Below are 19,482 nucleotides of genomic sequence, written 5' to 3' on the forward strand. Positions count from 1 at the left end.
TCAAAATGGAGATCTATCTTTTGAACTAAAGGAAGTTATATCTATAGCAAAAGAAACATTAGAAACAATTTCTCCTTTCATAAGGGACTTTAATTTAACTGATTGAAGTGCTTTTCTTATTCAACTCCCATGAAAATTCAATTCCGTTCTGACTTATTTTCATCCTCTGTGGTGTAGTGTTGGTTTTGCGCTACATGGATGGCTAACGGGGCAGTTTAGTACAATAAGATAAAAAATAAATCAATCATTTTGAAAAGGTGAAGAAAATGAAATGTTTAAAATGTGATGGTTTTAATGAGAAAATATCAATAACATCGCTTTACGAATACTTTAATCTTTTAGAACAACTTAAATTAATAATAAGCCAGGGTACACTGGTACTTACCGAAGGGAATTGTGATATAGAAGACTTGAAATCTGGTGGGACTTTCCCGAAGGATTATATTTTCCACGCTTTTAAATGTGTAAAGTGCAGTAGAAAATATCAACTTTCAGTTGAAACTTATCATGGTTCAGGAGGAAAGTGGGATATAAGCGAAAATTTCTAGGTATAGAACTAACGGGTGCGTTGATCCAAGAAGGATTAACGCATTTTTTGTGGAACTTATTGTACTAACGCAGCAGTTTAGTTAAAGAACCAGCCTTTTACCTGGTTTTTGGAATCAAATTGAATACTTTCCAGATCGGGGTTTATGTCAGAAATGAATGTGGAGGGAATTGTATGAAAGTCGTTAAAGTTATTTTAAATATTGTAATTCCATTGGTTTTAATGTGGCTAAGTTTCTCAACTATAATGGGGTAAATAGCTGAAAGTCATTCAGCTATTTATGATTATAAATGGTTAGCCTTAATTCTAAGCTTCGGAGGCTATATCCTTCAGTATTCTAGATTTTTTCTTGGTCAAGCAATTGTCGTTGTTGGCATAGTTCTTTGGTTTGTAATATATTAATATAATTTAATGAGACATATCAGAAAAAACAGGTAGTGGATGAAATTTACCTTCTTCAGCTAACGGGTGCTTCAATAAGTTCTCACTAAATTGGGGAGGTATTTAAATGAAAAAGTTTTTTGATGAATTTCTCATAGGCAGTGTACTGATTATTTGTGGAATCTTACTTCTAATAATTAATTATGGCAAACCCTTTAATCAAGTTGAAGACTCATTAGTCTTCGGCTACATATTTATTTTTGGCGGAATTATATACATACTGTTTAAAGCTATACAGAAACGGTAGCTCTTAATTAATATGTACTTATTCAACTCCCATGAAAATTCAGTTTCGTTCTGCACTTATTTTCATCCTCTGTGGTGTAGCGATGGTTTTTCGCTACATGGATGGCTAACGGGTGCGTTGATCCAAGAAGGATTAACGCTTTTTTTGTTGAACTTATTGAACTACCACAGCAGGTTAGTGCAACAACAAGGTATAATTTTTCCAGGCTAAGTATAGGGGGATTTTGAATGGATTTGTTATTTGTAATATTGCTGTTGGCAGTATTAATTGCAATATATGATTTGATTAGACGAATAAATAATAATGTGCTAAAACAAGCAGAAGAACTAAAGAAACTAAGAGAAGATTTGCATAAAAATAATATTGAAAATTAGTTATTCTTGTTTCACTAACGCAGCAGTTTAGTTGAACAAGTAAAGGAAAATAAAAGGAGTAAGTTATGGAAACTAAAATGTTGTATTATAAAATATTTGAAAAGAAAGTGGAACCTGTCGATTATGTTAATTGGGCTATCAAAATGTTAGAAAATAGTGATACATCTACATCCCTAAGTATTCTTTCTTCCCTAAGTGAACCTCTAAATATTTTTGAGGTAGAAAATTATTTCAATAGAGCAGTAAGAGAATTAGGTATGGAAGAACCCTCGCAGGATGATTGTTCTAAGTATTACTTTTGGTATTTGGTAAAACAAATAACAGATAATGAATCTAATGCAATTAACTATGCATATGAAATTTATCAGGTAGTTCGTGAAGAATTTGTTAGCGAAGAATTAAATGTATGGTATGAGATTAGTGTAATGATAGACGACTATCAATATGGCGATAATGTAGAGGGAATTACAAGGGAAGCTCTAATTACATTGATCGTAAAGGAAGCAAAGAAACAATTAAAATGTAACATCTTATTGAACTAACGGGGCAGTTTAGTTGAACAAAAAAAGAATCTAATAAAATGCAAGGGGGTTCTAGAATGGGATTGTTTTTTGAAAAAAGGGTAAAAAAGAAAAGTTCAAAACCATTTATTATTATAAAAATTTTAATCAGCATAGCATCTTTGTTTATGTTGGTAATGGGCATAGTCAAGGATAATAATTTCTATTTTGTTTGGTTATTCGGCATATTAGGGGTTGGTTCAATTATAGATGGGATTGAAAGTTATTTTCAAAAAGAAGATAAAAGGGTCTATCTTCTGGATTTTGGATTTGGAGTTATATTGTTTATGTTAGCATTTCAATTTTCTTAGTAATTTTTACTAACGGGGGCGTTGATCCAAGAAGGATTAACGCATTTTTTGTTGTACTTATTGTACTAACGAAGCAGATTAGTTTAACAAGGGAAATTTATAGATTGGGGGAGAAAGAATGAAAAGGACAATAATTGGCGGTTTTATAATGTTAGGGGGATTATTTACTACATTAACTATAATTTTGGCGGCAGTAACATATATTCCTAGCATGACTGGTTGGTCTGGTTCACAGTTGTGGTATGCAATTTTTGGAGAAAAGCAATATGGGGATGATGTTGTTCAAAGTTTATTTCTAGGTTTCCCATTTGTTGTAGGATTGTTGATGTCGATTTTAGGGCTAGTAATACTAGTAATGGAGTATTTTGACAAGTCTTTTTTAAAGTGAGTTTTTACTAACGGGTGCGTTGATCCCAGAAGGATTAACGCTTTTTTTGTTGAACTAATTGCACTAACGCAGCAGGTTAGTTCAAATAAGAATACCGAAATTTATTGGATATTATTGAAAGCATCACTCACATATCTAGGGAAGTATTAAGAATTCACAAAACTACTTTGAAAATAAAATTAAGGGAGGAAAAATCATTGAATGAAGAAATTAATCGTTTGGTCAATGTTGATAAAAATGAAATCAATGAGCTAAAACATAATATCTCTAAAGATAAAATTCATATGGTTGAACTTGATGGAAAATGTATTCATTCTTGGATTGATTATATCTCTGCAATGCAAACTAAATTTAAATTTCCAACATCTTGCATGGACAGTTTCGATAGATATCTGGATTGGATAACAGATTTGCATTGGTTAGGCGACAAGGAACAATTGATACTGATAATCCATAACTATAATGAATTTATTAAAGATGATCCTTTGATGAAAAAAAACATAATAACGACACTTGAAGATCATGTTTTACCTTTTTGGGAGGTCGAAGTGGAACATGTTGTTGTTGGGGGAAGAAGAAAGTCTTTTATGGTTTATTTGGTGGAATAAGAGCAGGTCTTTTCACTTGGGAATTGTGATACATATCTGAAAGATCATCTTCAACTAACGCAGCAGGTTAGTTCAATAAGGATTTTTTACTGTTATTGGAACTTCATTGGTTGAATTAACGTATTCATTACAAGAGGATTGAATTTTGAGGTAAGTCTAATAAAAGATATTTGCTTAAAAAGGGGGAATTATGAATTTGAAACATAAAGACGAGGTTGTTGAATATGAGAAAAAGAGATTTTACAGAAATTTATTAAAGGGATTATTAATAGTGGGTTTAGTCTTTGTTTCAGTAGTAGGGTATGGAGTTTACTGGGCATTCTTTGATATGAATAGGTTACCGACAGGCGAATATGTCACAGAAGAAACGTCACCTAATGGAAAATACACTTTAAAAGCTTATGTCACCAATGGGGGAGCAACAACTTCATATTCTGTTCGTGGTGAGTTGGTATTTAATGAAAAAGATAATAAATCCAAAAATATCTATTGGAACTATCGAGAAGATACTGCAAATATTTCTTGGACAGACAATAACACGGTGATAATTAACGGACATACGTTAGATGTGCCAAGTGATAAATTCGATTTTAGAAATCAATAATGACCTTTTTTCTTCAACTAACGTAAGCAGGTTAGTTCAATAAGGGAAATGATGTTATTATATTACGAAGTTTAAGAATGAAGGTGAACTGATGGAAAGTAACGATAAACATTATATAACCTTTGGTGCTGACATAGGAGATGTAAATGCAGGTAAAGTTGTTGGACCTCACCTTTTTGAATTAAGGAAATTAATATATAGGTTTTGCGACAAAATATATTGTGAAGAGATTGATGAAATTGCACCAATTCTCCGCGTAGATGGTGACTTGGCGTACTGGGAGTTTGAAGGTTGTGAGAAATTACGACTTAGTAAAAAATATCGATATATTACAATTGATGTTGGTATGCCACGCTCAAAATGGGAAGGACTTAATGGAATAGAGATTAAAAATTATCTTATTGATAACCTAAAAGAAGCATTAGAATTAATGGTAAAAAGATTAAAAAAAGAAAAATACAAGGTAAATGAAAATGAATTATGGACTGATTTTGCAAAAGTAGAAGGAGAATTCTTATTCGACTAACGAGTGCGTTGATCCAAGAAGGATTAACGCATTTTTTGTTGAACTTATTGAACTAACGCCGCAGGTTACTTCAACAAGGAATTGAATGAACTGCTAACGAATAAAGGTTAATAGGAGGGATTCACTTGGAAGAACTTCCATATGTAATTATAGTTTCCATTGCAACGATTATTAGTTGGATTGATTATAAAAAGAAGGTTAAGAAAGCTGAAAGCGAAGAAGAAATAAGAAAGGCATTAGTTCCTTTTATACTAGTAATGGTTTTATTTCTTATATCTATTTCAATGTTTTTTACTTAAACTAACGAAGTGCTTGAGTTGAAGATCCTTGGGTGTATATAACTCTTTTTCTAATTAAACTAACGCAGCTAGTTTAGTTCAACACCAGTACGTGTTAAACTGAGACAATTTAAAAAATCTAAGCTATATTGCTGTTTAGCAAACAGAAGTGAAAATTATTGATTATTGAAATAGACGGTTATTTACATCAAGCTCTACTTACAGGAAAAAAATGTACTAAAAAGCAATTAAAACAAAAGTATCTTGAAGCAAAAGAACTAACTTATGAAATAAGCGACATCCCCAATGTGTTTTGTAGGCTTCATAATTTTGAACATATTCTTTTTGATAGCAAAATAAAAGTTGATTTTGTTATAGACACCGACACAGATAGAATTTATACACCCTCTTATTAAACTAACGGGTGCGTTACTTAAAGATTCGGAATTCGAATTAAATAACTTTAAAGAGCCTTACTACATAATCGAATGTGGTAAGGCTCTATCTTATAGAAGAAGATTAAATGACTTTATTAATTCTATACAGGTGACAAAGGAACTTTAAAACTACTTCCTGGTAGACAGAAGCACCATGTTTAAGTATAAAGAAGAAAAAAAGTATGCTTTTCAGGTAATAATTTTATTGCTAAATGAGCTTATAGATCGGCATATGTTATATTGATAATGTAAATTAGGTTAGTCGCAATCAGTGTACTGCCTATAGTGGGCAGGTTTGTCCAACTAGAAAATTTTGATAATGAATTAGTAGTCGGTGAGTATGAAAAACAGAATGAAGTGGCTTAAAAATAAAAGGATTAACTATAAACATGAGGATAGGCGCGTGAATCGCTACTAAAGGTGAATAAATGAGACATACCTACTTAGGTGAAACGATACAATTTGGAATCAAGTACAAAAAGCGGGAATCCATGGGGGTTCATATAGACGTCTATGGACATGTTGAAGTCCAGACTCCTAAAGGGACATCCGATGAAAAAGTAATTCAATTACTAGAGCGAAATTGGGAACAAATTCAGCAAAAATCAAAAGAGATGAAAGAAAGAATGCTTGGGCCAAAGGAGAGAGTTTATCATCAAGGTGAGAGCTTTCTTTATTTAGGGAAAACCTATCCTATTCAGATTTTTCAAGATAATACGATTAAGCAAGACCATGTTGATTTTCAAGAGGATATATTACATATATTTGTGAAACAACTAGAGGATGAAAAAATTAAACAAGCTTTAAAAAGATTTTATTTTCAACGCTGTAAAGCTATGGTAGAGAAAAGTGTCAGAAACCATCAAAGTGATTTTAAGATAAAACCGCGCTCTATTCGTATAACTGATAGTAAAAAAACATGGGGCACTTGTGATTCACAACTACAGTTAACATTTAATTGGAGGCTGGCAATGGCCCCTCTAGAAGTGATTGACTATGTGGTCGTTCATGAAATGTGCCATATGGTCCATCTTAATCATGACCGATCCTTCTGGCGTCTTGTTGGGAAGATGAGTCCCAATTTTAAGGAACAAGAAAATTGGTTAGCCCAATCAAGCTGGAAGATGACCGTTTAATCTCGCTTAATCTAAGGTGCCTGTGAACGTGGTAACTGGTGGGAATTGGATTTTGAGGTGTTACAAGTTCGGCGAAGTTGTCGGTAAAGTGAGTAAGGAGTGGTTCACTTGGGGCTAAAGTTACAAGGTTCAAATCTTGAACGAAGAGATGGAGAACCTCATTATTGCAATCGTTGTTGCAATTGATTGTGTGAAGGCGGTTCAAGCAGCTGTGACGTAAATTAAAGAGCTACACATCCAATCATGCCCATACGAATTCTACAGAATTCTTTACAAGAAATGTACCTATACTTGAACGATGGGCTAAATAAAAATTTTCATGAAATCATAATATGAATATAAAAAACTGGAGTCCGAATTTGGACTCCAGTTTTTTGTCATATAAATAAAGCTGGTAATTAGTGGGAAGTTACTTTCAATTTGAATATTGCTAATCGAAGTTATTAAAGAGCTTCCTTAATCACCTTCTTGGAATATAGAACTGACAATAGTCCAAAAATCGAGTACAAAGCTGTGTAAAGTCCCATTACAATGAACATTGGTGCCCAAAGCTCCGTCCCGAACAGGAACCAGCCAGATTGGACCGCAAAGTAGCTATGTACAAGTCCGACAATTAATGGAATGCCGAAATTGAAGAGCTGTTTTAAGCAAATTCCTTTCAGCAAATCGCCTTGCGTGAAACCGAGCTTTCGTAGAATGGTATAGCTAGGCTTTTCTTCATCACTTTCACCCATCTGTTTGAAGTACAGGATACAGCCCGATGTAATTAGGAAAGTGAGTCCGAGGAAGCCGACAATGAACATGACAAGGCCCATTGAATTTTTTTGGTTATTGCTGATGTCTAGTCGTGATTCGTTTAAATAGGGATTGCCATTTTTAGGCTTGATATCCGTGAACAGTTTATTTGCTTGTTCAAGCTGGTCACCATCGGAAATTTTTATACCAGTATAGAGAGTGGAATCCAATTGGATCTCGGGGTCCATATCTTTTTTCAGTTTTTCGAAAAGAGTCTCATCTACGATTGCGGTGGGAAGTCCTCCGTTAGTGAAGTAGGAGGAAACTACGAACTCATCTTCCAGGCCAATGAACTTTTGCGAGATGGATTCATTAGTTCCAATGAGCTCAATATTACCGGAATCTTTGATGGTGATTATTTTTAACAAAATGGAGCTTATTCCAGTGAAAAGAGTTTCATCAGCTGAAACATCCATGTTGACACTTCGTTCACTTATGACCGGAAGCTCCATGTCATATGCAGGTAAATCGGCTAGTTCAGTATCCATAATATCCGAAACATCGAATTTCACCTGGAGAACATCGATTTGTGTTTCTTTATACCTTATATCTGCCCTTTCTAGGGACTGTTTAAATTGATTTGCAGTTGCCGCATCAGTCAGCGCAAAATCTTCTGGTACATAATCCTGTGCAACTTTTTCTGCAGAATAGTAGGAGATGTAACTCAAGGACAGCAGACCAATCGCAAGAGCAGAAACAGCTGTGATGATGGTTAGTAAAAGAGCATTTGATTTCAGACGGAACTGGATGGATGATAGAGATAAGACTTCATGGACCGCCAAATGTCCATCTTTCTTCTTTCTTATCAAATGGGCAATGAAACTGACCGAGCCTTTATAAAAGAGGTAAGTCCCAATAATAACCGAAGCAAGCGTGTAGACCATCGCAATGAGCAGTCCCGTCATTTCAGAGAAATCACCATCGAATAATTTCGATGATACGAAATAGCCTGAAACAATTAAAAGCAACCCGGCGATTCCAATGAGAATTTCCAGCTTGGACGTCTTTTTTACATTGTTTTCAGTTGAAGAGGTCAAATTGAACAACGAGAGAATGCTTTGTTTTCGGATGAATAGGTAGTTCATGACCAGGATCAACAGGTAGATTCCAAGGAAAACAACCAGCGTCTGGATAAACGCCTGAGATGAAAACTGAAGGGAGGCATGCGTATCCACCGCAGTCACTTTGAATAAAATCATCAGGATCAATTTAGAAAAGGAAAATCCGACGAAAATCCCCACCACGATTGAGCCGAAATATAGGATGAGGTTCTCGATACTCAATACTCGGAATATTTTTGCTTTATTCATACCGATCAATTGGAACAATCCGATTTCCTTGCTCCGTCGTTTGATGAAAATCGTATTGGCATACAACACAAATATCGAAACAATCCCGACAAGAAGGATGGAGGCTGCACGAACGGAGGCTCCACCTTTGATAGAACCTTTCGTTGCATCCATTGATGGATCATACTGTAGCGTGACGAAAGAGAAATACAGTGCGACGCTGAAAACGAGGGCAAATACATACAGGTAATAGTTTTTAAGATTCTTTTTCAGGTTGCGGAAGATGAGAATATTAATATTCATTCTGCACGCCTCCCAGCACACCTTGCGTTTTGATGATATCTTCGAAAAAGGTCTTTCTCGATTGATCTCCTTTATGAAGTTGTGTATATACCTGACCATCCTTGATGAAAATAACCCGGCTACAGAAGCTTGCTGCAGTAGGGTCATGTGTTACCATGGCGATTGTTGCAAGGCGCTGCCGGTTCAATTCGCTCAGTTTGTTAAGTAAATCGGAAGCAGATTTTGAATCAAGTGCACCAGTCGGCTCATCCGCAAAAATGATGCTCGGTTCATGGATGAAAGCCCGTGCAGCAGATGTTCGTTGTTTCTGCCCTCCTGAAATTTCATTTGGGTATTTATGCGCGATATCCATTATTCCTAGTTCACGAGCCAATGTAGAGAACTTATCTTCAGCTACTTGTTTTGGCAATTTTGTGATCGATAATGGCAGAAGGATATTCTCCTTCACGGTCAGAGTGTCGAGCAGAGTGTATTCCTGGAAAATGAAACCTAAATGGTTTTTACGGAATTCAGCCAACTTTTTCTCCTTCATCCGTGTCATTTCACTGCCATTGATTTGGATGATGCCTTCGCTTACATGGTCGATGGTGGAAAGAACATTGAGAAGCGTCGTCTTGCCAGAACCAGATGCACCCATAATGCCCACGAATTCACCTTTACGAATACTGATATCAACGCCTTTCAAAACTTCCTGTCTATTTAACTTGTTACCGTAGCTTTTACGGATTTTCGTTGCTTCTAATATGTTCATATGCCCGTACTCCTTTTGTTGTTGTGATAACTTCATTATAAAAAGGAATGGCATGGTAATCCTGCGATTAGCCGAACAAAAAACAAAAGCATGTGACACTTTTGTCACATGCCCTGTAAGTTCACAAATTCATTTTGTTTTGGGAAAGATAGGGTGGCAGTCGTCCCTTGGCCAATCTGAGACTTCACATTGATTTTGATGAGAAGGGGCAATGCCGCTTTTTTCGCCAAATAAAGACCTATACCAGTTGAGACCTGCTCCCGATGATTGGTAGTCGACGTAAACCCTTTGTCAAAAATTCTTGGAAGATCTTTCTGATCGATTCCTCTGCCTTTATCTGTCACATCCAGGCAGATTTGTCCTTCTTTTTCATAGCTCCTAATGAAGATATCGCTTTTTTTACTGTACTTGATGGCATTGGTCAATAGTTGCCTAATAATGAAGGACAACCACTTGGCATCACTCAACACATTGGTACTGTCGAGCTGAATATCAAAGCCGATTCCTTTTTGTATACACCACGATTGCATCGTCTGGATTTCATTGAAAACGATTGATTCGAGATGAATCTGTTCGATATAAAGATCGTTCTCGATAACCGTTAGCCGTTTTTGATGTAGTTGCTGGTCCAAAAGCAAGTGAATCCGCAGCCACTCTTGGTTCAGCTGAGATTTCAGCGTGACGTTTTCGACGCGTCCGATCATTAATTGCATGGCGGTCATCGGCGTCTTCACTTCATGAATCCAGGAGAGAAGATCGTCTTTTTCCTGCTCCAGTTGAATGCGGTTTTCTGACAGCTCCGCTTTCAAAAGGGCAGTTTGCTCCGTGATACTACGCACGACGATTGTTTCAAAAGGACTGACCGGTTCAGCAACTTCCGAAAGGTCGAGACTGCTTTCCCAATCTTGCAGGCTTTTATAAAATCTTGTCTCTTTAAAATAACGGAAGAACAAAAAGACAGCAAAAAGCAGGAAGGATAAGAAAGAAATATAGAGCATGGACGCGAATGGGATGGTCGAGTCAATATAGGCAATGAACAGACTCATGCCTTGCAATGCGACGAACAGGAGAATCCAGCTGATCCGTTCGCTCAAGAAATTACGAATCATAATTGTTATCCTCATCGAGTGCCAAGTATCCCTGGCCAACTTTCGTTTGTATGTATTGTCCAAGTTCCAACTCGTCGAGCCGTTTGCGCAGTCGGTTAACATTAACCGTCAGCGTATTGTCGCTAATAAAGCGCTTGTCGTCCCAAAGGTGGTTCATCAAATCATCCCTGGTAACAATCTTGTTTTTCTGATCGATGAGAAGTTGTAGGATAAAGCTTTCATTCTTTGTCAGTTCAACGGATCCTAACTCATTAGATACCATATTTTGTTCAAAATCAATTGTAGCTCCGCACCATTTTCGGATGCTGCTTGGTTCAGTATTATAGTTATAGGTACGGCGAAGAATCGCCTGGATTTTCGCTATTAAGACCTCGAAATGAAAAGGTTTTTGAACAAAATCATCCGCCCCCAGCTGCATCGACATAACTATGTCCGTGGGATGGTCCCTGGAGGATAGGAAGATAATCGGAACATTCGATTGCGAGCGAATCGTTCGGCACCAATGAAAGCCATCAAATTTGGGCAATTGGATATCAATGATGACCAAATCTGGCTTTACTGAAATAAACTCTTCCATGACATGACTGAAATCACTGATGCCAGCCACGTCGAATGACCACTGCGTGAGCCTGTCCTGGATCTCATCAAACAAGGAAATATCATCTTCAATCAACAATAATTTAAACAAGAATATCACCACTCAGTTGTTTAGTCATACATAAAGTGTATAGCAAATTCTGTCAGTTTGCGAATTGAAATGAACATAGAGATAACGAAAAAAACCAACTTGGGGGCAGTGCTGGAATGTACGTGCATTAATTAAGCAAAAACTAATCTTGTTTATTAAGACCTCCCTCATCTAGAAATCGAATACGCCCCAGTTCTAACTGCCAAAGTGAAAGAATATGCATGTGACCTAAATTAGAAAAAGTTAACTTTAAATAGTGTATTTGCTAGAAAATAGTTACAATGAAAATAACTGGAAAATAATCATGCATGTAAGTTGAGATAAGATGTGGTAAATAAATACTCAATTAAGATTTGAGAAAATCCTGGTGGTGATGAGATTATTGCAACAGCAGAGTAGTATCTCACTAGGAAGGATGACAAATGGTGAATTTAGAATGGTCTATAGAAGGTTTACGCGTTCTCGTAATTTAGTACAAGCGTTGACGTTGGCATAGCAATAATAGACGGCATGAGAGGGAAATCCACTTTAACCTAATCGGAAATCAATAATGGAGGTAGTCATGTGTTTTCCAAACTGAAAGAAGAAGATTTTGAAGTGCTTAAAGGACCTCTAGAGTCAGGCAGGCAGAGTCCTTCTGCGCTGGCGGGTATTCTAATTTTGGCTATATTCTTACAGTCATTACTTTTCTCTATAGAGTATTTTGTGGTAGGGCGTTATTCAGTTTATCCATATAAAGACAATATATTAATAGTACATTTTTGGATAATAGTTATACTTACTGTCTTATCCCTTATTTATGCAATCCCAATAGTATATAAAAAAAGCGAGAGAATACAGTATTTACTCTCCATTTTATTGTCTCAAAACTTATTTTCAATTACTGTGTTAATCACTGTATTATTTACAGTCGGTTACGAAAGGGAAGGCGAGGGAGTAAGCGAAGATTCTCTCATTCTATTCACGTATATCATACTAGGAGTTGGATTATTAATCTTTATCGCTACGTTCATTAGATTTTATATTCTACTGAGAAAAGGACATTATAGAAAAGGTTCTAAAAAAGATAAATTGAGGGGACGTTTTGAAACTTCATCTTATGTGCCTGTTGCAATTATTGCTGGTTTAGGAATTGTTTTTACAATTCAATATATTGCTAGAACAACTGCCATTAACGATATTAACATGATGATGCTCATTGTGATTGGAATTGCTTTATTTTTTGTAATGCAATTTGTTCTGCCAGAGCAACTAGTAATTTTGTATTGTAAGTATCGTTTTAAGAGCTTTAACTTTGATAAGTGAGGTTATTTGAATAGTAAAGATTAATTGAAAGAAAGGATGCTTTCATTGCTCGGAAAACAAATTGAAGATGATTTCGAAGTATTAAGGGCACCACTCGAATCATGGCGACAACGACCAGATGCTTTGGCTGGTACATTATTATTAACTATATTTTTACAAGCACTAATAATTTCAATTGAGTATTTTATGATAAGAGATGCCACAATCTATCCATATAAAGATGAAGTACTTACCATTCATTGATGGATAACGGTTGGATTAATTGGATTATCTCTAATGTATGCCATACCGGCAATCTATAATAGAAGCGGTAGAATTCAATATTTAATATCTATTCTAGTGTCCCAAAATTTATTTTCAATTTCCTTTTTGATCTGTGCATTATTCCTAATAGGCAATGATGATGGAACAGGAGAAATTGTGAGTTCAGAATCTATGCTTAATTTTACGTATATAGTACTAAGTATCGGACTATTAATTTTTATCGTCACGTGTATCCGATTTAATGTTCTATTGCGAAAAGGTAAATATAGAAAAGGATCTAAAAAAGATGAACTTCGGAGACATTTTGAAGCGAAATCTTACATACCTATTGCAAGTATCGTTGGACTTGGATTGGTTTTTGTCATTCAATATATGGCGAGAAGTTCAGTAATTAATGATTTAAACATGATCATTTTTATTGTAATAGCAATAACTCTCTTTTTTATAATGCTGTTCATTTTGCCAGAACAGCTCGTTATTTTGTATTGTAAATATCGCTTTAAGAGCTTCAACTTTAATAAGCAAGGTTATTTGAATAAAAGGGTTTAGCTTGTGGAAAAGGTGGGAGTAAGGATAACGATTGAGTAAAGAAGATTTGGAATGGTCTATAGAAGGTTTTACATGTTCTCTCGTAAGCAACTGTGTATTGACTAGAGCGTTGAGTTTTCATAGCAATACTAGCCGTTTTGATTCTGAACCTACATTCTGAACCACTTAAACTAAACGGTAATCAATAATGGAGGTAGTCATGTGTTTTCCAAACTAAAAGAAGAAGATTTTGAAGTACTTAGAGGTCCTTTAGAATCGGGTAGGCAAAGTCCAGCAAATTTAGGTTTTGTCCTAATTCTAAGTGTTTTTTTGCAAGCGATGCTATTTGCCCTAGAATATTTTATGGCAGCTGATTCTACTATTTTCCCTTATAAAGATGAGATTCTAAACATACATTTTTGGATAACGATTATTCTTATTGTACTTTGTTTAATCTATGCAATTCCCGCAGTTTATAAAAGGAGTGGGAAAATACAGTATTTTCTTTCAATCATTGTTGGCCAAAATATGGCATCTATTCCATTTCTAATTATGGCATTATTTTTAATAGGAAAACCGGAAGAAGGTATGATTGCTACTCCAGAATCTCTTCTTAATTTCACTTATATCTTATTATTTATAGGTCTTCTTATATTCGTAGCTACTTGTATTCGTTTCTATATTTTGTTGCGTAATGGTCATTATAGAAAAGGCTCAAAAAAAGGAGAGTTAAGAGGGAAATTTGAAAAAACTTCTTATATCCCAACAGCGACCATTACAGGAGTAGGGCTTGTTTTTATCATCCAATACATCGCTCGAAATTCAGCAATTGATGATATTAATGTGATGATAGTTATTGTTGGAGGAATTCTTGTATTTTTTGTAATGCTCTTTATATTACCAGAGCAGCTCGTTATTTTGTATTGTAAATATCGTTTCAAGAGCTTTAACTTTGATAAGCGGGGTTATTTGAATAGTAAAGACTAATTTAAAGAGAGGGTGCTTTCATTGCTAGGAATACTAAAGGAAGAAGATTTCAAAGTATTAAGAGCACCACTTGAATCAGGACGACAAAGACCATCTGCATTGGGAGGCGTTCTTGTAATGTCTACCTTCATGCAAGCACTATTATTTGCTCTAGAATATTTTGTTGCAGGAGACTCAACAGTCTATCCGTATAAAGATGAAATTCTCACAGTGCATTTCTGGTTCACAGTGGGACTTATTGTGTTGTCTCTAATTTATGGAATACCAGCTATCTATAATAGAAGTGGTAGAATTCAATATTTGATATCTATTCTAGTATCTCAAAATTTGTTTTCTTTTTGTTTTTTTATAAGTGCACTATTTTTAATGGGGAAAGATGGAGATGAACAAGGGGTTACTTCGGAATCTCTCCTTAAATTCACCTATATTACTCTAGCAATTGGGTTACTTATTTTTATTGTGACTTGTATCCGATTTTATCGATTATTGAAAAAAGGAGAATACCGAAAGGATTCTAAAAAAGGCGAGTTAAGAGCAAATTTTGAAGGTAAATCATACCTCCCAATGGCTAGTATTGTTGGACTAGGCTTCGTTTTTGTCATTCAATATATGGTGAGGCATTTAGCTATTGATGACATAAATATAATGGTAATTATTGTGATAGGTTTTGGTTTATTTTTTGTCATGCTCTTTGTATTGCCGGAGCAACTGGTCATTTTATATTGTAAGTATCGTTTCAAGAGCTTTAACTTTGATAAACGTGGGTATTTGGAACAAGCAGTCATAACTGAAGTTCATTAAATTTTGATGACGTAGCTAAAATTATTGAGAACGGTGGCAAGGTCGCAATGGCCAAGTATGCTTTGCCTGGGATGGCTTGGCAAGGATACTACATGGATACCGAAGGCAACTTGTTTGGAATTCACGAACCCAATGTCAACGCAAAGTAGAATCCATGATAGATGAATAGAAATAAGGAAAGGTGAAATGATCTACCTTTCTTTATTTCTGATGTTTTTTTATCAACATTACTAATTTTTTGTTAATAAACGACTTCGTCTTTACATACATATCAATTAGGAGGGATCCAATTGCATATTAAAGTAGGTATTATCGGATGTGGCTCTATAGCTAGACATCGTCATGCCCCTGAATATAAAGCGAATCCATATGTAAGTGAAATTGTGTTTTTTGACAGAAATCCTGAACGAGCTAAAGGGCTAGCTATGTTGTTTGGTGGAAGTGTAGCTACTTCAGTAGATGATCTTTTAGACGACCCGACTATACAAATCATTAGCGATTGCTCATCTAATGAGTTTCATCATATATTTTCAACGAAATCCCTAGAAGCGGGAAAGCATGTATTATGTGAAAAGCCAATTTCTTTATCCATTGAATTTGCGAACAAAATAGTCCAAGCCCAAAAGAAATCAGGAAAAAAATTGATGGTCGATCATAACCAACGATTTACCCAAGCACATATGAAGGCAAAAGAAATGCTTGAAAACGAAGAACTTGGCAAAGTCCTGACATTCAGAACAACTTTTGGACATGCCGGACCCGAACATTGGGGTGTAAATATGACAAACTCTACGTGGTTCTTTAAACATAATCGCTCTGCTCTTGGAGTGGGTGGTGATTTAGGTATTCATAAAATAGATTTATTGCACTATTTATTGGGTGATGAAATCGAACAAGTTAGCGCATTTCAAGGTGCACTTGATAAAGTTGACGAAAACGGTAAGCCTATCGAAGTATGCGATAACATTGTATGTAGCCTAAAAACAAAACGAGGATATATTGGGACAGCTTCTTTTTCCTGGACGTACTACGGTGAAGAAGACAATAGTACAATTTTCTATTGTGAAAAGGGAATCATGAAAATTTATCACAGTGATGAATATCAAATTGAAGTGATTACGAAAGATGGGGAAAGAGTAAAATATCAAATAGAATGCATGCAAACTAACGATCACCAAACAAGCAGTGGCGTGATCGATGCGTTCGTTGATAGTATACGACTTGATAAAGAACCTCTTGTTTCAGGAGAAGATGCATTAGCTTCACTGAAAGTCATCTTGGCAATTTTAAAAGCAGCAGAGACGAATACAGTTGTGACTATATAAGAGATAGGTCTTTAAAGGATTTAGAAGTTTCATAACAGACTAATAAATGCGCTTGGAGATCCATTTCTGAGTGCATTTTTCAATACAAAAACAACCAATAACGCTTGATATTTGAAATAGAAATCGATAAACCACTAACATCCATTGAGTTGTCACATCTCCCCGAACAATGTAAAGCAGAAGAAAAGCTTGATTGAGGATGAGTTTAACAAGGACCACGTATCAATACGGTGAAAAATAAAGGAATAGAATATTACCAGATTAAATAAAATGATAAGGGGAAGAAATGAGGTGATTGTATGGTAGAAAAGCTAAGAAAAATGAAGATGAAAAATGCAGTATTAATGGGGCTTTGTTTTTACTTTTTGACCATCTTAATCAATGTACTTATTATTAGCGGAATTATTCCATTCACATGGGTTAATGGTGGACGGTCTGAATCCTTCGCTACTCAGCTACCAATATCTATTATCAATATCATGATCTCTTTTATTGGTGGAGTTTTTACACTAATTGTTGGCGGGAATTTATTATATAAATACAAAAGAGGAATAACCATTATATGTTGGTTTTTTGCTGTACTTTGGTCTTTTGGATTTATCCTACAATTGTTAGGAACACCTTTTGAAAAAATGGTGTGTTCATTCATATTGCTTCTTGGTGTTATCTCGAACTTGCGTATGGCGATTGAAAAAATATAAATGAACACGAAAGATCAAGGGATTCTTACTCGCAAATCTTGATTAATAAAAACCCCGTGTCAGCTAATATTTTCGCTGACACGGGGTTATATTTTTACAATTTAGTTGTTTCCATCAGTAATCTCAACAATGTCTTTATCATTCGCAACAACATTGCCAGATTTCGTGATTTTCACAGCTTGTCCAGCTTCCAAATTCGTAAAGACGATTGGAGTGATAATAGACGGTGCGTTCTTTTCTACATAATCTAAATCTACTTCCATCAAGATTTGACCTTGTTGTACGAGGTCACCTTGTTCAACTCTAGAAGTAAATCCTTCACCTTTCAGCTTAACGGTATCAATCCCGATGTGGATCAGGATTTCTGTGCCGTTATCTGCTACGAGGCCAATCGCATGTTTAGTAGGGAAAACAGTTACGACTTTACCGTTTACAGGTGAAACGACTTTACCATCTGTAGGTTTAATTGCAAACCCGTCGCCTACCATTTTGCCCGAGAACACTTGGTCAGGAACGTCGGTAATTGGTAAGATTTCGCCTGTTAGAGGGCTACTGAACTCAAGTGCAGCCATGTTAACAGCAGCATCTTCAGTTTCGTTTACTTGCTTAACCGTTTTCGGTACGTTTTCTTTCGAACGTGGAGCTTTACCATTCATAATATCTTGCATTTGCCCACGCAGACTGTCTGAAACGGGTCCGAAAATAGCTTGGATATTGTTGCCGACTTCCATAACACCAGAAGCGCCAAGTTTTTTCAATCTCTTTTTATCTACATGTTCTTTATCGTTTACACTGACACGTAGACGTGTGATACATGCATCAAGGTTGGCGATGTTTTCTTTTCCACCCATTGCTGCAAGAATTTCATAAGGAAGATCGTCAATTACTTCGTTCGTATCATCGTCAGCATCGTCTTCTTCACGACCAGGAGTCATCAAGTTGAACTTCTGGATAGCAAAACGGAAACCAAAGTAATAGATGACCGCGAAGACTAGTCCTACAATGATTACCCAGAACCATTCAGTTCTGCCTGGCATAACACCGAAGAGCAGGAAGTCGATTAGACCACCAGAGAAGGTCATACCGATTTTAACGTCAAGTAAGTGCATCGTCATAAACGATAGTCCTGCGAAAACCGCATGGATACCGAATAATACGGGTGCTACAAACAAGAACGAGAATTCAAGTGGTTCAGTAATTCCTGTTAGGAATGAAGTAAGAGCACCAGACGCCATGATACCGCCTACAAGCTTCTTCTTCTCAGGACGAGCAGTATGATAAATAGCAAGTGCTGCTGCAGGAAGACCGAACATCATGAACGGGAATTTACCCGTCATAAAGGTACCAGCAGTGAACTCTGTACCATCTTGTAATTGAGCAAAGAAAATACGTTGGTCGCCACGGAAGATATCTCCTGCAGCATTTGTATACGTACCAAATTCAAACCAAAATGGAGAATAGAAAATATGGTGCAATCCAAATGGGATTAAAGATCGTTCAACTAACCCGAATACGAAAGCTGCAAGTGTGCGGTTTGTTTCCAACATGAAATGTGATAATGTATTCAAGCCACTTTGAGCGAATGGCCAAACCATGAACATCACGATACCAAGTAAAACTGCTGAGAAAGCGGTAACAATTGGGACGAAACGCTTTCCTGCAAAGAATCCAAGGAACTGCGGCAATTGAATATTGTAAAACTTATTGTATAGAAAAGCCGCTAAAACACCGACAATAATACCACCAAAGACACCCGTTTGAAGAGTGGGAGTACCTAAGACGGTGGCATAAGCAGGGGATTCAGTAACCATCTCTGGCGTTATATTGCCAATGGCTTTCATGGTGACATTCATAATCAAATACCCGATAATAGCTGCGAGACCAGCTACACCGTCACCACCTGCCAGTCCGATCGCTACCCCGACAGCAAACAGCAATGGTAGATTATCAAATACGACTCCACCAGCTTGAGCCATGATGTACAACAACTTTTGAATCCAGTCAGCACCCATGAATGGCACTGCTTCAATAAAGGTATCTTGTGCAAAGCTTGTACCAAATGCTAGCAGAATACCTGCTGCAGGCAAAAGGGCTACCGGAAGCATTAACGCTTTTCCGACCTTTTGCATAACGCCAAATAAATTAGATGATTTAGCCGTTTTAGTTGACATGACAATCA

General features: G+C 36.2%; 23 protein-coding genes and 2 pseudogenes. 20 read left to right on the top strand and 5 right to left on the bottom strand.

Annotated features, from left to right (window positions below; all coding sequences use genetic code 11):
• Window positions 1-266: 266 nt before the first annotated feature.
• The 12 genes and pseudogenes from ACFPYN_RS08835 to ACFPYN_RS08890 form a co-directional block, all read left to right on the top strand.
• A complete protein-coding gene (locus ACFPYN_RS08835; RefSeq protein WP_377733641.1) occupies window positions 267-548 on the top strand; it encodes a hypothetical protein in 282 nt (93 codons plus the stop codon).
• Window positions 549-1,462: 914 nt separating this feature from the next.
• Window positions 1,463-1,609: a hypothetical protein gene (locus ACFPYN_RS08840; RefSeq protein WP_377733643.1), complete on the top strand. Its 147-nt coding sequence runs from the start codon at window positions 1,463-1,465 to the stop codon at window positions 1,607-1,609.
• Window positions 1,610-1,674: 65 nt separating this feature from the next.
• Complete coding sequence (locus ACFPYN_RS08845) at window positions 1,675-2,151, top strand: hypothetical protein (RefSeq protein ID WP_377733644.1); 477 nt, start codon at window positions 1,675-1,677, stop codon at window positions 2,149-2,151.
• 56 nt (window positions 2,152-2,207) lie between these two features.
• Window positions 2,208-2,480 carry a hypothetical protein gene (locus ACFPYN_RS08850; protein ID WP_377733645.1) on the top strand — a complete coding sequence of 91 codons (273 nt, stop codon included), beginning with the start codon at window positions 2,208-2,210 and terminating at the stop codon, window positions 2,478-2,480.
• Window positions 2,481-2,598: 118 nt separating this feature from the next.
• Window positions 2,599-2,868 carry a hypothetical protein gene (locus ACFPYN_RS08855; RefSeq protein ID WP_377733646.1) on the top strand — a complete coding sequence of 90 codons (270 nt, stop codon included), beginning with the start codon at window positions 2,599-2,601 and terminating at the stop codon, window positions 2,866-2,868.
• 197 nt (window positions 2,869-3,065) lie between these two features.
• Window positions 3,066-3,476: a barstar family protein gene (locus tag ACFPYN_RS08860; RefSeq protein WP_377733647.1), complete on the top strand. Its 411-nt coding sequence runs from the start codon at window positions 3,066-3,068 to the stop codon at window positions 3,474-3,476.
• 196 nt (window positions 3,477-3,672) lie between these two features.
• The gene (locus ACFPYN_RS08865; RefSeq protein WP_377733648.1) at window positions 3,673-4,080 is read left to right on the top strand and encodes a DUF5412 domain-containing protein; all 408 of its coding nucleotides are present in this window, start codon (window positions 3,673-3,675) and stop codon (window positions 4,078-4,080) included.
• Window positions 4,081-4,171: 91 nt separating this feature from the next.
• Entirely contained in the window at window positions 4,172-4,606 is a 435-nt protein-coding gene (locus ACFPYN_RS08870; RefSeq protein WP_377733649.1) for a hypothetical protein, read from the top strand.
• A gap of 125 nt (window positions 4,607-4,731) precedes the next feature.
• Window positions 4,732-4,905, top strand: coding sequence for a hypothetical protein (locus ACFPYN_RS08875; protein WP_377733650.1), 174 nt, complete (start codon window positions 4,732-4,734; stop codon window positions 4,903-4,905).
• A gap of 158 nt (window positions 4,906-5,063) precedes the next feature.
• Window positions 5,064-5,300 carry a hypothetical protein gene (locus ACFPYN_RS08880; RefSeq protein WP_377733651.1) on the top strand — a complete coding sequence of 79 codons (237 nt, stop codon included), beginning with the start codon at window positions 5,064-5,066 and terminating at the stop codon, window positions 5,298-5,300.
• A gap of 449 nt (window positions 5,301-5,749) precedes the next feature.
• Window positions 5,750-6,457 carry a M48 family metallopeptidase gene (locus ACFPYN_RS08885; RefSeq protein ID WP_377733652.1) on the top strand — a complete coding sequence of 236 codons (708 nt, stop codon included), beginning with the start codon at window positions 5,750-5,752 and terminating at the stop codon, window positions 6,455-6,457.
• Between the two features lie 27 nt (window positions 6,458-6,484).
• Window positions 6,485-6,677 (top strand): annotated as a pseudogene (locus tag ACFPYN_RS08890) (hypothetical protein); the annotation flags it as partial.
• Between the two features lie 223 nt (window positions 6,678-6,900).
• On the opposite strand, the gene ACFPYN_RS08895 reads toward ACFPYN_RS08890, so the two are convergent.
• The 4 genes from ACFPYN_RS08895 to ACFPYN_RS08910 all read right to left on the bottom strand — a co-directional run bounded on the left by ACFPYN_RS08895 (window position 6,901) and on the right by ACFPYN_RS08910 (window position 11,392).
• Entirely contained in the window at window positions 6,901-8,844 is a 1,944-nt protein-coding gene (locus ACFPYN_RS08895) for an ABC transporter permease (protein WP_377733653.1), read from the bottom strand.
• Complete coding sequence (locus ACFPYN_RS08900; protein WP_377733654.1) at window positions 8,834-9,595, bottom strand: ABC transporter ATP-binding protein; 762 nt, start codon at window positions 9,593-9,595, stop codon at window positions 8,834-8,836. Before ACFPYN_RS08900 ends, ACFPYN_RS08895 begins: the two co-directional genes overlap by 11 nt.
• A 104-nt stretch (window positions 9,596-9,699) precedes the next feature.
• Complete coding sequence (locus ACFPYN_RS08905) at window positions 9,700-10,704, bottom strand: sensor histidine kinase (RefSeq protein ID WP_377733656.1); 1,005 nt, start codon at window positions 10,702-10,704, stop codon at window positions 9,700-9,702.
• Window positions 10,694-11,392, bottom strand: a complete 699-nt coding sequence (locus ACFPYN_RS08910) for a response regulator (RefSeq protein WP_377733657.1) — start codon at window positions 11,390-11,392, stop codon at window positions 10,694-10,696. Before ACFPYN_RS08910 ends, ACFPYN_RS08905 begins: the two co-directional genes overlap by 11 nt.
• Window positions 11,393-11,956: 564 nt before the next feature.
• Here ACFPYN_RS08910 and ACFPYN_RS08915 point away from each other — a divergent pair.
• The 8 genes and pseudogenes from ACFPYN_RS08915 to ACFPYN_RS08950 all read left to right on the top strand — a co-directional run bounded on the left by ACFPYN_RS08915 (window position 11,957) and on the right by ACFPYN_RS08950 (window position 17,303).
• On the top strand, window positions 11,957-12,697 hold the full coding sequence (locus ACFPYN_RS08915; protein WP_377733658.1) for a hypothetical protein: 741 nt from the start codon (window positions 11,957-11,959) through the stop codon (window positions 12,695-12,697).
• Window positions 12,698-12,742: 45 nt separating this feature from the next.
• A complete protein-coding gene (locus ACFPYN_RS08920) occupies window positions 12,743-12,940 on the top strand; it encodes a hypothetical protein (RefSeq protein ID WP_377733659.1) in 198 nt (65 codons plus the stop codon).
• Between the two features lie 177 nt (window positions 12,941-13,117).
• Window positions 13,118-13,510 (top strand): hypothetical protein, encoded by a 393-nt coding sequence (locus ACFPYN_RS08925; RefSeq protein ID WP_377733660.1) that lies wholly within the window; start codon window positions 13,118-13,120, stop codon window positions 13,508-13,510.
• A 201-nt stretch (window positions 13,511-13,711) separates the two neighbouring features.
• The gene (locus ACFPYN_RS08930; protein ID WP_377733661.1) at window positions 13,712-14,476 is read left to right on the top strand and encodes a hypothetical protein; all 765 of its coding nucleotides are present in this window, start codon (window positions 13,712-13,714) and stop codon (window positions 14,474-14,476) included.
• 21 nt (window positions 14,477-14,497) lie between these two features.
• On the top strand, window positions 14,498-15,277 hold the full coding sequence (locus ACFPYN_RS08935; RefSeq protein WP_377733662.1) for a hypothetical protein: 780 nt from the start codon (window positions 14,498-14,500) through the stop codon (window positions 15,275-15,277).
• Window positions 15,278-15,291: 14 nt separating this feature from the next.
• Window positions 15,292-15,426, top strand: a pseudogene (locus ACFPYN_RS08940) (VOC family protein); the annotation flags it as partial.
• 141 nt (window positions 15,427-15,567) lie between these two features.
• A complete protein-coding gene (locus ACFPYN_RS08945) occupies window positions 15,568-16,602 on the top strand; it encodes a Gfo/Idh/MocA family protein (RefSeq protein ID WP_377733663.1) in 1,035 nt (344 codons plus the stop codon).
• A gap of 299 nt (window positions 16,603-16,901) precedes the next feature.
• Window positions 16,902-17,303, top strand: coding sequence for a hypothetical protein (locus ACFPYN_RS08950; RefSeq protein ID WP_377733664.1), 402 nt, complete (start codon window positions 16,902-16,904; stop codon window positions 17,301-17,303).
• 101 nt (window positions 17,304-17,404) lie between these two features.
• Here ACFPYN_RS08950 and ptsG read toward each other — a convergent pair whose 3' ends face one another.
• Window positions 17,405-19,474, bottom strand: coding sequence for a glucose-specific PTS transporter subunit IIBC (gene ptsG, locus ACFPYN_RS08955; RefSeq protein WP_377733665.1), 2,070 nt, complete (start codon window positions 19,472-19,474; stop codon window positions 17,405-17,407).
• Window positions 19,475-19,482: the final 8 nt, after the last annotated feature.

This window comes from Paenisporosarcina macmurdoensis, from assembly GCF_042658845.1.
In the GTDB taxonomy this organism is placed as follows: domain Bacteria; phylum Bacillota; class Bacilli; order Bacillales_A; family Planococcaceae; genus Paenisporosarcina; species Paenisporosarcina macmurdoensis.

What these genes read in the sequence shown, in the direction of transcription:
- ACFPYN_RS08835 (WP_377733641.1), top strand. Translation starts at nt 267, where the DNA reads ATGAAATGTTTAAAATGTGATGGTTTTAATGAGAAAATATCAATAACA.
- ACFPYN_RS08840 (WP_377733643.1), top strand. Translation starts at nt 1,463, where the DNA reads ATGGATTTGTTATTTGTAATATTGCTGTTGGCAGTATTAATTGCAATA.
- ACFPYN_RS08845 (WP_377733644.1), top strand. Translation starts at nt 1,675, where the DNA reads ATGGAAACTAAAATGTTGTATTATAAAATATTTGAAAAGAAAGTGGAA.
- ACFPYN_RS08850 (WP_377733645.1), top strand. Translation starts at nt 2,208, where the DNA reads ATGGGATTGTTTTTTGAAAAAAGGGTAAAAAAGAAAAGTTCAAAACCA.
- ACFPYN_RS08855 (WP_377733646.1), top strand. Translation starts at nt 2,599, where the DNA reads ATGAAAAGGACAATAATTGGCGGTTTTATAATGTTAGGGGGATTATTT.
- ACFPYN_RS08870 (WP_377733649.1), top strand. Translation starts at nt 4,172, where the DNA reads ATGGAAAGTAACGATAAACATTATATAACCTTTGGTGCTGACATAGGA.
- ACFPYN_RS08885 (WP_377733652.1), top strand. Translation starts at nt 5,750, where the DNA reads ATGAGACATACCTACTTAGGTGAAACGATACAATTTGGAATCAAGTAC.
- ACFPYN_RS08895 (WP_377733653.1), bottom strand. Translation starts at nt 8,844, where the DNA reads ATGAATATTAATATTCTCATCTTCCGCAACCTGAAAAAGAATCTTAAA.
- ACFPYN_RS08900 (WP_377733654.1), bottom strand. Translation starts at nt 9,595, where the DNA reads ATGAACATATTAGAAGCAACGAAAATCCGTAAAAGCTACGGTAACAAG.
- ACFPYN_RS08905 (WP_377733656.1), bottom strand. Translation starts at nt 10,704, where the DNA reads ATGATTCGTAATTTCTTGAGCGAACGGATCAGCTGGATTCTCCTGTTC.
- ACFPYN_RS08950 (WP_377733664.1), top strand. Translation starts at nt 16,902, where the DNA reads ATGGTAGAAAAGCTAAGAAAAATGAAGATGAAAAATGCAGTATTAATG.
- ptsG (WP_377733665.1), bottom strand. Translation starts at nt 19,474, where the DNA reads ATGTCAACTAAAACGGCTAAATCATCTAATTTATTTGGCGTTATGCAA.